General features: G+C 58.2%; 14 protein-coding genes. 11 read left to right on the top strand and 3 right to left on the bottom strand.

Annotated features, from left to right (window positions below; genetic code table 11):
• Positions 1-344 precede the first annotated feature (344 nt).
• A complete protein-coding gene (locus VG146_20740; GenBank protein ID HEV2394786.1) occupies positions 345-1,322 on the top strand; it encodes an N-acetylmuramoyl-L-alanine amidase in 978 nt (325 codons plus the stop codon).
• 25 nt (positions 1,323-1,347) lie between these two features.
• On the top strand, positions 1,348-1,881 hold the full coding sequence (locus VG146_20735; protein HEV2394785.1) for a cob(I)yrinic acid a,c-diamide adenosyltransferase: 534 nt from the start codon (positions 1,348-1,350) through the stop codon (positions 1,879-1,881).
• Here VG146_20735 and VG146_20730 read toward each other — a convergent pair.
• Both VG146_20730 and queA read right to left on the bottom strand, forming a co-directional pair.
• Positions 1,815-2,585: a dihydrofolate reductase family protein gene (locus VG146_20730; GenBank protein ID HEV2394784.1), complete on the bottom strand. Its 771-nt coding sequence runs from the start codon at positions 2,583-2,585 to the stop codon at positions 1,815-1,817. The two genes, VG146_20735 and VG146_20730, sit on opposite strands and share 67 nt — an antisense overlap.
• Positions 2,586-2,617: 32 nt before the next feature.
• Positions 2,618-3,694, bottom strand: coding sequence for a tRNA preQ1(34) S-adenosylmethionine ribosyltransferase-isomerase QueA (gene queA / locus VG146_20725; protein HEV2394783.1), 1,077 nt, complete (start codon positions 3,692-3,694; stop codon positions 2,618-2,620).
• Between the two features lie 284 nt (positions 3,695-3,978).
• Here queA and VG146_20720 point away from each other — a divergent pair, with 284 nt between their 5' ends.
• Positions 3,979-4,398, top strand: coding sequence for a hypothetical protein (locus VG146_20720; protein ID HEV2394782.1), 420 nt, complete (start codon positions 3,979-3,981; stop codon positions 4,396-4,398).
• 182 nt (positions 4,399-4,580) lie between these two features.
• Here VG146_20720 and VG146_20715 read toward each other — a convergent pair whose 3' ends face one another.
• Positions 4,581-5,723: an IS630 family transposase gene (locus VG146_20715; GenBank protein HEV2394781.1), complete on the bottom strand. Its 1,143-nt coding sequence runs from the start codon at positions 5,721-5,723 to the stop codon at positions 4,581-4,583.
• A 353-nt stretch (positions 5,724-6,076) separates the two neighbouring features.
• On the opposite strand from VG146_20715, the gene VG146_20710 reads away from it, so the two are divergent.
• The 8 genes from VG146_20710 to mraY all read left to right on the top strand — a co-directional run.
• On the top strand, positions 6,077-6,541 hold the full coding sequence (locus VG146_20710) for a hypothetical protein (protein HEV2394780.1): 465 nt from the start codon (positions 6,077-6,079) through the stop codon (positions 6,539-6,541).
• 5 nt (positions 6,542-6,546) lie between these two features.
• On the top strand, positions 6,547-7,326 hold the full coding sequence (locus VG146_20705) for a hypothetical protein (GenBank protein ID HEV2394779.1): 780 nt from the start codon (positions 6,547-6,549) through the stop codon (positions 7,324-7,326).
• Positions 7,327-7,347: 21 nt separating this feature from the next.
• Complete coding sequence (gene rsmH, locus VG146_20700; protein HEV2394778.1) at positions 7,348-8,277, top strand: 16S rRNA (cytosine(1402)-N(4))-methyltransferase RsmH; 930 nt, start codon at positions 7,348-7,350, stop codon at positions 8,275-8,277.
• Positions 8,278-8,284: 7 nt separating this feature from the next.
• Positions 8,285-8,656 (top strand): hypothetical protein, encoded by a 372-nt coding sequence (locus VG146_20695; GenBank protein HEV2394777.1) that lies wholly within the window; start codon positions 8,285-8,287, stop codon positions 8,654-8,656.
• Positions 8,657-8,857: 201 nt separating this feature from the next.
• On the top strand, positions 8,858-10,774 hold the full coding sequence (locus VG146_20690) for a penicillin-binding protein 2 (GenBank protein HEV2394776.1): 1,917 nt from the start codon (positions 8,858-8,860) through the stop codon (positions 10,772-10,774).
• A 22-nt stretch (positions 10,775-10,796) separates the two neighbouring features.
• Entirely contained in the window at positions 10,797-11,012 is a 216-nt protein-coding gene (locus tag VG146_20685) for a hypothetical protein (protein ID HEV2394775.1), read from the top strand.
• Between the two features lie 112 nt (positions 11,013-11,124).
• Positions 11,125-12,510 carry a UDP-N-acetylmuramoyl-tripeptide--D-alanyl-D-alanine ligase gene (gene murF / locus VG146_20680; GenBank protein ID HEV2394774.1) on the top strand — a complete coding sequence of 462 codons (1,386 nt, stop codon included), beginning with the start codon at positions 11,125-11,127 and terminating at the stop codon, positions 12,508-12,510.
• A gap of 1 nt (position 12,511) precedes the next feature.
• The coding region (gene mraY, locus VG146_20675) for a phospho-N-acetylmuramoyl-pentapeptide-transferase (GenBank protein HEV2394773.1) at positions 12,512-13,550 on the top strand (1,039 nt) is incomplete at its 3' end.

Below are 13,550 nucleotides of genomic sequence, written 5' to 3'. Positions count from 1 at the left end.
AATACGAAGGGGGTTTCCGCGCTAGCGTATTTAGATTGGATTCAGCGTGGAAGCACCCAGGACTGGCGCAGGCTTTACATGCTGTGCAAGGACCCGAACGTGGCCCTGCGGGTTGCCGCGGTGCTCCCTATGCGAGACCCGGACCTCTTGCCCTCGGCGCTAGTGTGGAAATTTCTCCTTGAAGACCTCCATCCCGAGTTGCACTTAGCAATTGATCTAGGGCTAGACAAGCAAGCAGTAGGCGTCTAGTCCCGATGAAATTACAGAGGAGTCTGCAAGCATGCGCTTGAATTCAGCCCCTTGGCCATGCAGAGTCCAGGGGCATGCATTTGCCTGCCAGAAAATTGAGTTGGCCCCCGATCCTCTTTGTTTGTGCCGCTGGATTGGCTTCGATAGCGTCGAGCACAGAACCCGCCCCGCGAAGCGGCAGCAGGCAAACGGTTTCTATTGCCGAATGGGCGAGGGCCAATGGCTTCGACATCCATTGGCTGAAACGCGAGGAAACTTTCGAACTGAGCAAACCGTCCTGGGACCTTTCCTTTACAGTCGATTCCTGCGAAGCACGGCTTAATGGCATCGATCTATGGCTTTCATTTCCTCCTATCCGCAGGAATGGCGGGGTTTACCTGGCGCCCTTGGACATCGAGACGGCCCTGCGCCCTTTGCTTTCGCCGGCCAGGAACAGACCGGGCCTTCGAATAAGGACCATCTGCCTGGACCCAGGCCACGGCGGCAAGGATCCCGGTTACTGCGTCGGTTCCCATCAGGAAAAAAAATACACGTTGCTATTTGCCAAGGAGGTGCGCCGCTTGCTGACTCGCGAAGGCTTTAAAGTATTCCTGACGCGCAGCTCGGACCGTTTTGTCGAACTGCCTGCCCGCGCCGAACTGGCCAAACTGAAAGGCGCGGACCTGTTTGTCAGCCTGCACTTCAACGCCAGCGAAACGTCGCGCGATTCAGTACAGGGCACGCAAGTTTTTTGCATCACCCCGGCCGGGGCGGGTTCCACCAATAACAAAGGTGAAGGGGGCGACCAAAGCTGGTGCTCGGGCAACCGGCAGAACGACAGAAGCCTTTTACTCGCTTATGACGTGCAGAAAGCGCTGGTACAGGGGTTGTCGTTGCAAGACCGCGGCGTGCGCCGCGCCCGCTTCGCTGTATTGCGCGAGGCCTCGATGCCCGCCATCCTCGTCGAGGCGGGTTTCATGTCCCACCCGGTCGAGGGCCGGCGAATTTTCACAGCGGCATATCGCGAGAAGATGGCGCAGGCCATTGCCGCCGGGTTGCTGGCCTACCGGCATGCCGTAGAACAAGGGGCCTGAAGGATTGGCGCATTCACGTCGTTCCATGAGCATCGTAACCAAAACCGGCGACGACGGCACGACCTCTCTCATGTACGGGCGTCGCCTGCCGAAGTCTCATCCGCGCGTCGAGGCCTATGGCGCGGTGGACGAGTTAAATGCCACCCTGGGTCTTGCCCGGGCGGCTGCCCAGCAGGACTTCATTCGCCAAAACCTCGCGCTCGTCCAGACAGACCTCATTGTCCTCATGGGCGAACTAGCGACTTCACCGGCGGATTTGGAGCGGTATGTCAAAGATGGTTTTTCTGTGGTCCGCGCCGAATTGACGGCGCGGCTGGAAGAGGTGGTTAAGCTTGTGGAAGCGCAAAGAGTGATCCCTCGAGACTGGGTGATGCCGGGGGCAAATTTATCCGCCGCGACGCTCGACATGGCGCGCACCGTTTGCCGCCGCGCCGAGCGGCGCGTTTGCGCGTTGCCCCAGGAGAAGGCGGCAGTAAATCCTGAAATTCTGGTTTATTTGAACCGGCTTTCCGACCTGCTCTGGCTCCTGGCGCGGTGGGCGGACGCCCTGGCGCGATAGACGAGAAAGAGCTCAGCGCCGATGCGCCGGGAGGATTTGATCTCCAGGCGCGCCGCCTTGGCGAGATTCGGCGCTGCAGCCCCATCGACAATGGTCGGGGCCTTGCGGCCACCAGCGATTTTTGGACAAACCGTCAGGTGCAATTCATTGACCAGTCCTTTACGAAATAAGGGGCTGTTGAGCTCCCCGCCGCCTTCGCAAACCAAGCGTCGCACTTTCCATTTGCTTTGCAGCCAGCGTAACGCCCGGGGAAAATCTATTTCCCTCCTCCCGCAAATCTTCACTTCGTCAGCAAGCCTCCGGAGCCGTTTGAGCCTGGGGCCGCCCGCGCGGCCCGTTGTCAGAATGATAATCGGTGAAAAGCGCTTCTGAAAAATCTTTGAGCTCGGGTCCACGCTTCCCGAGCCGCTGACGATTACACGCAGGTTATATTCGGCCAGGCCGCGGCTCAGCCGCAACCGGCGGTGCTTTGCGGAGCCGGGCCCCAGAATCACGCGCCCTTGGTCGATCGTGCGGGCCCCGGCCATCACCGCATCCGCAGTAGCTCGCAGCCTCAGCAAATTCTCCCGGTCGCGCCGGCTGCTGAAGGATGCAATGGCGCGATTGGCGGTGGCAATCTTTCCATCCGCCGTCATGGCCATATTCACTAGAACGTATGGGAGACCACGGCGCCTTCGAAAAGCCTGGAACCAGGCATCGTCCATGCCTTTTCTGGTCCTCGCGATTGAAGAGCCGCTCATATTATCAGCATCGCATCACCATAACTGAAAAACCGGTAACGCCGTTCGATAGCTTCCCGATATGCCCGCAGCACCAGCTCTCGTCCTGTTGTTTTGTTTGAGGCCGCAAACGCGCTGATCAGCATCAGCAGCGTCGAACGCGGCAGATGAAAGTTGGTTAACAGCGCATCGGCAATCTTGAAATCATGTGGAGGCCGGATGAACAAACGCGTCCGGCCCTCTTTGGGTTCCAGGCGTCCGCCCGTTTCTGCGGCCAGGCCTTCGATCGCTCGCAGGCTCGTTGTGCCCACCGCAATCACCCGCCGGCCCGCTGCCTTGCATTCGTTGATGCGCCGAGTTGTCTCCGCATTTACACAAAACCGTTCCTCGTGCATCACATGCAAATCCAAGTTCTCCACTTTGACCGGCGCGAATGTCCCCAGTCCCACGTGCAACGTTACAAAACAAACTTCGACACCCAGCGCGCGAATCTCTTTGAGCAGTTCTTCGGTAAAATGCAAACCGGCAGTTGGGGCGGCCACCGACCCGGGCGGTTGAGCAAAAACGCTCTGGTAACGCGCGCGGTCTGCTTCGGAGAATCGCGAGTCTGCTCGATGAATGTATGGAGGCAAAGGGACCTCCCCCAATTCCGTCAGCGCGTCCCTGATATCTGCAATCCCGCTAAAGCACAGGCGCCGGTGGCCCTCGGCATTTATCTCAGTCACACAGGCCTCAATGCCGCTCATCTCATCCCGGGCATTTCTGAAACCTATTCGCGTCCCTACCCCTGCGCGCCTGCCTGGACGCAGCAAAACCCACCAATCGTTGGCTCCGTTTTGTTCCAGCAGCAACACCTCGAAATGCCCGCCGCTGCGGAGATTTCTGCCGCGCAATCTGGCTGGGATGACGCGCGAATCATTGAGCACCAGGACGTCTGCGGGCTGGAGGTACTGCAGCAAGTCCCGGAACCCTCGATGCTCAATGGCTCCCGAATTCCGATGTAGCACCAGCAAACGCGAATCGTCACGCCGCGCGGCCGGATGCTGCGCAATCAGATTTTCAGGCAATTCATAATCGAAATCCGCCGTCCGCATTTCGTGAAGCATCCGTATAAACCTTGCTCAAGACAAGAGCCCACAGACGCCAGGGATGGACTAATGTCGCCAGATTGAGGCACGTTCGGCGTGCCGCGCCCATAGTACATACACCGTTTCATTACCAAGGCCACCCTCGCCCCCCCATCAGCTCCGATTATCTGTAACCACTTAAGCACAATAATATTACATCTGTTCATCCCTCGGCCATGAACCATCATCACAACTATCCTCCAAATCTACCCGATTTCGAAGTCTTCCGCCCCTTTCTATACTATTCTCCTATGCTAAATTCATCACCTATCAACAACGGCTCCCAGCCCGCCAACAACAACAACACGCTCACCGTGCTCGACGCCGTGCCTGTCCCGGAGTGCGCGGGTCCCTGCAGACCTGCTGAACCTCCTCGGCAACTGCTCGCTCCCAGGCTCGCCGGCATCCGCAACTCCATCCCCAATCTTCGCCATGAAGAAGCCGGCGAAATCGAAGTCGTCCGCAAAATCGCTTCAGCCAAAGAACTCGCCAAATCCGCGCGTGAGGACAATGTTCTGCATCGAAACGACCTCCCGCCTCGTGAAGAGATGCCCTTTTGCCCTCCCGGCCCGACCTTTGGCGAGATGCTCGAACGCGAGATGAGCCGGCGGGGCCTCAACGTCAAAACAGCCGCCCGAGGCCCCGTCCAACGTCGCTCCACCGGCGTCTGACGGTAACCCTCGGTAACCGTACGGTCGCTTACGGTAACCCACGGTAACCCCCGGTAACCAAAACGCCCCACGACGCCTCGCTGGCAGACTGGCAACTAAATTTCGTTACATGCGTTGGGAACCAATTCCCTCCCCCGTTTGGTGGAGAGGGCTAGTACATCGTTTCATTAAATACTTACACATCAGGAAGCCAAAAGATCGAACTTTTTCCACCGATGCACTACCGGAGCCGCATTGATTTCAGCGATCCCCCGCAGGATCCTCTCTTTGAGTTCGGCTTTGGATTTCACACGAATGTGCCTCAGGAACGTGTGGGCCATCTTCCCAAAGAGCGTTTCCACCAAATTGAGCCAAGAGCCGTGTTTGGGCGTGTGGACGTAACTAAAGCGGTTAGGCCGCGTGGCCAAGTAAGCCCGCGTCTCCTTGGAAATGTGGGCCGAATGATTGTCCAGAATAACCCGTATCGTCACCCCGGTCGGATAATAGGCGTCCAGGTCCTTGAGCAGCGCGACAAACTCCCGGCTGCGATGCCGCTCTTCCACACGGGCCACAACGTGCCCGTCGTGCAAATCCAACGAAGCCAAGATAGAAAGAGTCCCATGCCGTTTGTATTCATGGTCGCGGCCCACAGTGGGGTGTTTTTCTGGAACCGGCGGCAAATCCGGTGCCGTGTTCTCAATGGCCTGCACCCCTGGCTTCTCGTCAATCGACACCGTGATGATGCTGGGGGCAGTTTCCGCAGGCCCCGCCGCCGCCTGGTTCTGCATCGCTACCTCTTGATAAACCATCAGCACTTCCTTCATCTTCGGCTCAAATTCAGGGTCCCGTCGTTCCAAGTAATACTTCACTTTATGCGGTTGCAAATGCTGCTCGTCCAGGATTCTTTGCACCGTGGCTTTGGCCGCCTGCGCCAGACTGGGATGGCCGGCGGCTTGCGCTTGCTGGCGTACATACCCCGCCAGCGATTGGCGCGTCCACAACTCCGCAGCGTAACCCAACTCTTTAGGCTTGGTGCAAGCCAGATGCACTACCCAAGCCTTGTCATCGCTGGTAATGAGCGGCTCTTTGGGGCGATGAAAAGCGTCCTTAAGCCCGGCTTCCATTCCCATCTCCAGAGCCTTGTGCAGACAATGATAAATGGTGACTCGGCTGATCCCAAGGGCTTTTTGGATAGCCGAAGGACTGTTTCCGGCGCAATATTGCAAAAGAATCCGCGCCCGTTCGGCTTCACGCACCGGCGCAACGCGAGAAGCCTGCAATGTTTCCAGTCGCTGTTGTTCCTCCGGGGTGAGGACCAAAGCGGGGAGCTTGGATTTTCCGGCCATGCTCTCAACAATAACATATCAATGGACTTCTGTAAACGTTTTAATGAAACGATGAACGATGTTCTAGGGAGATTGGGCGCTCTGTCTCGAAACTTCTGTGTCACAGTAATAGGCCCTTCGCCGAGCTGCTCCACCCACCATGAAGGGGCTTTCCGCCTGTTTAAAGATTGTTATTTATCGATAAAGTAATCGAATTATCCTCGCGTTTCGGAGTTTTCCAGGGCTAGGAGTGAAATTGTGAATAACTTTTGAATAAAGTAAGCGAAAACCTATTGACAGTTGTGGTGTAAAGTGGCAGAAAGTGGGGCGTTGTGGGGCAAATGGGAGCCGTGGTGCCCTGCGGTGGATAAGTAATGGAACCTAACGACAGCATCGAGCCAGTTTATTATAATTCGCTCTACCGCCATGGAGTGGATGAGAAGAGGCGCGTCCAAATCCCTGCCAAGTGGCGACCTACCAAACCGGGCGTCGAGTTCACGCTGGTCCTTTGGCCTAAGGCCAAGGAGGGTCCTTGTCTGCGTGTTTTGCCGCCGCAACAAATGGTCTCCTTGATGCGAGACATTGATGCGATGCCAAACAACGATCCTAATAAAGTGGTCCTGAAGCGGTTTATCGGTAGCGAATCGGTTCAAGCACCCCTCGACAAGGCTGGGAGGATATGTCTGCCGGAGGAAATGGCGAGTGCCGCTCAGATAGCTGACCAGGCAGTGTTGGTTGGATTGTTGGACCGTTTCGAAATCTGGAACCCGGAGCGCTATGATCGCGTGAAAGCTTCGGATGCTGTCATGGCGCAGGAAGCCTTCAAAATGATGGAATAAATCCTATGAGTCTTTTGCGACTACTGAGTGCCGGACGAAGTTTTGTAGGATTAAGGGAATCCACAAATCAGTACAAGTTAAAGCCGTTGCTGCCGCAGTTCGGATCGAAAAAGAATCCATTCCGCTCCTCTGCCGGGCCTGACTTGGCCCAACGCGGCAAAGAGGCAACCGAACCTCGAGAGGCCCCTGGTGTGCGCCGCGTTCCGGCGCCTTTTGAAAGGATGACCGAGCAATCTGGGGAAAGCGCCGCGATGCCCCACACTGCAGGCGCTTTAGCAGTTAGTCCCGCGGAGACCTCGGTTGATGAAAGGCAATCTGTCGCCCCGGAATCAAATCCAGCTCTATCCAACGCGCTTTGCCAGGAGGGTGGCGACGCCCAAGGCTCCGCTCCGGCGCAAGCCGGGCCGGTTGACTCCAATGAAGCGGTGAAGGAAACGGCAGGCCGATTCATGGGTTGGCTCAAGGACCTGCCCCCTTTGCCTCGCCGGCGAAAAGCTCCCAAAGCGTCCACGCCGGTGTCTGCCGACCAAATGGTCCAGGTTGAACTCTCTTTGGACAGCGTCAAAGTCGTAAGAAACGACTTAAGCGAGAGCGACCTGGAAATCGTACGGACCAATACGCCGCAATCGCGCGCAGTTCAAGCGCAGCCAGGGATTGACCCTGCCAAAGCATCACGGCCTGAGCCCGTGTACCCGACTGCGGCTCGAGTGCAAACGGGGCGGGAGTTGGAAACGTCACGCTGGCAGCGTGTGACGGGACGATTTTTGGGCGCGAGCAAGCTCTAACTAAAGAAGCAACGATGGCTAGTGGCAGATTTCGTTCACAAACCGGTGATGCTGACCGAGGTGTTGGAAGCGTTGAACCCTCGAAGCGCTGGGCGCTACGCCGACGGGACGCTCGGTGGGGGTGGACACGCGGCAGCCATTTTGGAAGCGAGCTCGCCCAATGGCTGGTTATATGGGTGCGATCGAGATGGCGCCGCGGTTGAAGCGGCCAAGGCCAGGTTGGCGCCCTTTACGGGACATTTCGAGGCGCGCCAGGGGAATTTCGCGGAATTGCCTGAGTGGGTGCCCTCGGGCAGTTGCGACGGCGTGTTGCTGGATTTGGGTGTGAGTTCGCCGCAAATGGATAGCGCCCAGCGCGGATTCAGTTTCCAGCGGGATGGTCCGCTGGACATGCGGATGGACACGCGCCAGCAACTGACTGCAGCGGATTTAGTCAACTCGGCGGCGGCTGAAGAGTTGGCCAGGATATTTTGGGAATTGGGCGGCGAACCCGAGGCGCGGCGATTTGCCCGGGCGCTGGTTCACGACCGGGAGCAGCGGCGCTTCGAGACGACGAGACAGTTGGCGGGATTGATTGAGCGTCTTTCGCCTCGGCGCGGGCGCAAGAGGCATCCGGCAACTCGGGTGTTCCAGGCCCTGCGGATGGCCGTCAACGACGAGTTAGGTTCTTTGCAACGGGGTTTGGAAGGTGTGCTCGGCCTTTTGCGGCCCGGCGGGCGCTTGGCGGTCATTACCTTCCATTCCGCCGAGGACCGGCTGGTGAAGGATTTCGGGCGCGCGCGCGCGCGGGAATACACATTCACTGGAGGGGTGGATGTTCCGGAGTTGCGTGAAGCGCGCGCGCCCGAGTTGAAATGGGTGACGCGCAAGGCGCTCAAGCCGGCGGCGGGAGAGTTGGCAGACAATCCCCGCAGCCGCAGCGCGCAGTTGCGAGTGATGGAAAAAATATAAAAAATTGATGGCGCGGAATCGCAAATCAGAATCAGCAGCTATCCGGTTCGGACCGGCTGTAAAGGCCTTTTTGCTCTGCCTGGTCATTGGTGGCTCGGGGTTGGGCTATGTCTGGCAGAAAGACCAGATAGCCCGTTTGGGACGCCAGATTTCCACCCGCGAAGCGCGCCTGGCTGCCCTGGAAGGCCAGAATGACATTCTCAGGCGGCAACTGGCCTCGATGCGTTCGGTTGTCTATGTGGAATATCAGATCAAGCAATTGAAACTGGGGTTGGTCCAGCGCCCGGCAACGGAGGTTTGGCACCTGACCGAGCCCGCTGAACAAGGGCCTGCGCCCGAGCGCCAGTACGCGGCGCAATCCCCCCCGAGGACCCCGTGAACAGAAAACTAACAATTTTGCCGCCGCCCGTGGCGCGGTCGGATGAGGAACCGATCGACGCGGGCGGCCGGCAAATTCAGACCGGCGCACTGTATGGCGGCGCGGCCGGCTTGGGAAGTATTTTACCGGCGCCCGTGACACTGCAGGCGGAGGAATCGAGAGTCGCGGGCAGCCGGTCCCCGGAACAAGGCCCTTATTAAAATGGCAAAGCGCTTACAATTGCACCGACTCATTTGGCTTGTGCTGTTGCTGGTGCTGGCCTTTGCCGGGCTGGGTTATCGCCTAATCGATCTGCAAATCCTGCGCCATGAAGAACTCAGCGCCACGGCCCAACGAAATACCCAGCGCGAATTCCTCCTGGAACCTCACCGGGGCGACATCCTCGACATCAAAGGCAACCTGCTGGCCACGAGCATTTACGTCAAAACCGTCTGTGCGGATCCGGTTTGTATCGGAACCCATCAACCCGAGGTGGCCCATGCGCTGGCCCCGCTGCTGGCAATCAGCGAGGATAAACTCCTTCAGAACCTCACTCCGCGCTTGAGACAAAATGAAAAGGGAGAGGCGCAGACCAATCGCTATTTCCGTTATGTTGTCCTCAAGAACAAGGTCCCGGTCGAGACGTGGGAGAAAATCCAATCCACGATGGCCGCACTCGACTTTCACCTGGATGAAAAGAAGTTGTCCCGGACCGAGCGCGCCTTTTTGCGCGACCTACGGCAAAAAGGAATCTTCGCCCAAGACGACCAGATGCGGGTGTATCCGAGCCAGAGACTGGCGGCACATGTGCTGGGTTATACCGGGTTCGAAGAGCGGGAGGTCGATGACAGGCCGGTGCGGGAGATTGTCGGCAAAGACGGCATTGAGTTGACCTTCGATTCGAAGCTGGCGGGCGTGCGCGGCTGGCGCCTGACCGAGACCGATGGACACAAGCGCGAACTGGTGACCATGCGCGAGCAGGACGTCGAACCGCGCGATGGGTTGGATGTCGTGCTGACTATTGACGCGGTCATCCAGCACATCGTCGAGGCGGTGCTGGCTGATGCGATGGAAAAGCACTCTCCCATCAGTGTGTCGGGAATTGTGGTGCGGCCAAGCACCGGAGAAATCCTGGCGATGGCTACCCTGCCCAACTTCGACCCCAATAATCTGGCTAGTTCCACTCCTGATCAGAGGCGAAACCGGGTCATTGCCGATGTAGCCGAGCCGGGCTCGACGTTCAAGATCGTCGTGGTCTCGGGCGCCCTCAACGAGGGCGTTGTGCGGCTCAGCGATCTCTTTGATTGCGAGCATGGCCATTGGTATTACGGCGGACGCTCCCTGCATGATCATGAGCCCTTCGGCGCGTTGTCCGTAGAAAACATCATTACCAAATCCTCCAATATCGGCGCAGGCAAGATCGGGGTGAAAATGGGGGAGGCCTTGCTTTACAAGTATATATGCGATTACGGCTTCGGAACGCGCACCGGTTTGCCTTTATCGGGGGAAGTGGTGGGGATTGTGCATCCGGTGAAGAAGTGGAGCAAGGTTTCCATTGCGCAGATTCCCATGGGCCAGGGGATATCCGTGACGCGGATGCAGATGACGATGGCGATGTGCGCAATTGCCAACGACGGCTGGCTCATGCAGCCGATGCTGGTCAACCGTCTTCAGGACCACGACCGTAACATCGTGGCCCAGTATAGCCCTCAGAAGGTGCGCCAGGTCATCAGCCCCGCCACAGCCAAAATGATGGTCGAGGCGCTTAAAACTGTCGTTTCACCAGATGGTACGGCGCCCAAGGCGGCCCTGGACCATTACACGGTTGCAGGCAAAACCGGCACGGCCTGGAAGGTCGAAAATGGCGTTTATGTGCGCAAGTACTTCTCCTCGTTTATCGGATTTTTCCCCGCAGACCATCCCGAGTTGTGTATCTCGATCACATTGGACGAACCCAAAACCAGCCAAGGTTACTATGGCGGCCAGATTGCTGGCCCCATTTTCAAAGCCATCGCTGAACAAGCAGCCAATTACCTCAATATCCGTCCCGAGGATGGCGATGGCCCGTCGCTTTCGGACCCTCTCGCAGCGCCTGCCGAGTTACACCCGTTGAAGACGGCGTCTGCGCGCACGCAATGAAACACCACAACCAAAGGACAACATGAGTTCACTACCTCTCATCTCGCACCGTTTGTTCGTGGCGGCTGTCCGGCAGGAAGACCGGATAGCTTTGAAAGCTGCTCCGACTGAACGGGGGCCTGCCGACCCTCACCCCAGCGCGCGCCCTGTTTCTTTTGAAGTGCTGGGCCCAGCGGACCTGGTCCGCGAGGCGGCGTTTTCTCTGCGCGCCTCATTATCGGCCAGCCAACGCAGGTAGCCGACTATCATTTTCCTGGGACACCTGAGGCGCCACTTGCGTTAAGATGCCGCCCAGAGGGGCGCCCTCGATGTGCATCGAGCCGCGCGGCCCGCGGGAGCAGGTTATTATTATGGAAGCTCGCTCGTTACAGTTTATTGCTGCCGCATGCAACGGAGAACTCCTGAAGGGTTCTGCGCAAGCTCGCGCGCTGGAGGTTTGCACCGATTCACGTATCCTGCAAACGGGCGGCCTGTTTTTCGCTATGAAGGGCGAGCGATTTAACGGTCATGATTTTCTGCCCGAGGCTCTTTCCAAAGCGGCGGCTGTGGTTGTCGAGCGCGGGCGCGCCCCCGAGCAGCCGGGGGATTGCGGGGTGATTGTGGTCGAGAATACACGCGCGGCACTGGGCCGGTTGGCTGGCGCTTATCGCCGGGATTTTGCCCTTCCGGTGATTGCCGTTGCCGGGTCGAATGGAAAAACGACAACCAAAGAATTAGTGGCCGCTGTGCTCAGGCAAAGGCTCGCCACGCTGTGGAGCCAGGCCAGTTTCAATAATGACATCGGGGTGCCCCTGACCTTGTTACGGCTCGAAGGCAGTCATCAGGCAGCGGTCTTGGAGGCTGGAACAAACCACCCGGGCGAGCTTGAACCATTGATTCGAATGATCCAGCCCAGATACGGCATTCTCACCTCGATTGGACGCGAGCACCTCGAATTTTTCGGGGACATGGCGGGCGTGGCGCAAGAGGAAGGGTGGCTGGCCGAGCTGCTGCCGGCCGATGGCAAATTGTTTATAAACGGTGACAATGATTGGAGTATCCCCATCGCGCGGCGAAGTCGAGCCGGGGTCCTGCGCCTGGGTTTGTCTCCTGGAAATGATTGGAGCCTCAGCGGCATACGCCTGGATAAACAAGGTGTCACTTTTCGCGTCGAGGGGCCTCATTCGGAATTTGCCGGGGAGCACCGGGTGAATCTGGTTGGCAGGCACCAACCCCTGAATGCTTTGTTTGCAATCGCTTTGGGCTGTGAGTTGGGGTTGTCGGCCTCTGAGGTCGAGCAAGGCCTGGCTTGCTGCAAAGCGCCCAAGATGCGCATGGAGATGTGGGAACTGAACGGAGTGCGGGTGCTGGACGATGCCTACAACGCCAATGCCGATTCAATGACCGCCGCCTTGGAGACGCTTCTCGAGCTGCCCTGCAAAGGCCGGCGGGTGGCTGTTCTGGGGGACATGGCCGAATTGGGGGCCTCGAGCGAAGCGGCCCACGAGGAAGTCGGACGCCGCGCCGCCGAACTGGGGGTCGGGCAGCTCTTTGTGGTGGGCAAAATGGCGGCCGTGATGGGGCGCGGCGCGCGCGATGCCGGGCTGAATCGGGTGCTGGAGTTCGCCGATGTGCCGACTGCAGGCGCCGCCGTGAAGCAGTTTGTCCGCACGGGCGACCTGCTGCTGTTGAAGGCCTCGCGGGCCACCCGCCTTGAACGAATTGCCGAATTATTGCGAAGCGATCCGATTACCTAAGATGTTTTATTATTTGAGCCAGCAAATGCTCGATTGGTCTGCAGGAACTCCCTGGGCCAGCCGGCTGTCCGCCCTGCGCCTGTTTCGTTACATCACCGTGCGCAGCGCCGGGGCCGCCGTGACGGCTCTCGTCGTGAGCCTTTGGCTCGGACCGCGGGTGATAGCCTGGCTCAAACAGTTGAAATTCGGCCAGGAGTATGCCGACAAGGCCGAATCGGCCGGAGACATCAAGGCCCGACTGCTCAGTAAAAAGGGCACTCCCACCATGGGAGGGATACTCATTGTGTTAGCCTTGAATTTTACCACCTTGCTTTGGGCGCAATTGAATGCCCTGGTCGAGCTGACCTTGCTCTCGGTGGTCGTTCTGACAGGCTTGGGTTTTTATGACGACTACGCCAAAATTCTCCAACAAAGCGGCGGCGGGGCCAAATCACGAGTTAAACTTTGGGTCCAGGTCGTTCTGGCTTTGTTTATTGGGTTTTATCTTTGGCGCGTTCCGGCCACGCGCAAACTGGTGACTGAAATCACGGTGCCGTTCTTTAAGTACCCCATCGCCAGGGAAGCAGGAATTGCCGGCCTGCTGGTGACATTACTGACCATCGTGGGCAGTTCGAACGCGGTGAATTTGACCGATGGCCTGGATGGTCTGGCCATCGGCTGCACGCTCATTGTTTCCTTTGTTTTCGTCGTGCTGACCTATCTTGCCGGTAACGCCAGGGCCGCTGCCTACTTGCAAATCCCGTTTGTTTCCGGCGCGGGTGAATTGACCGTCTTCTGCGCCGCGATGATTGGCGCCGGCTTAGGTTTTCTTTGGTACAACTGCCACCCTGCCCAGGTGTTTATGGGTGATTCCGGCTCGCTGGCTTTAGGCGGGGCGTTGGGCATCATCGCCGTCTTGATTCATCAGCCCTTTGTCCTGGTGATCGCGGGCGGGGTCTTTGTCATGGAAGCCGCTTCGGTTATTCTGCAGACCGGCTGGTTCCGATATACCCGCATCCGATATGGCGCTGGCCGGCGCATCTTCCTCATGGCCCCCTTGC

Source organism: Verrucomicrobiia bacterium (genome assembly GCA_035946615.1).
Lineage (GTDB): Bacteria > Verrucomicrobiota > Verrucomicrobiia > Limisphaerales > UBA8199 > DASYZB01.
This window is presented reverse-complemented; position numbering and strand designations above follow the sequence as displayed.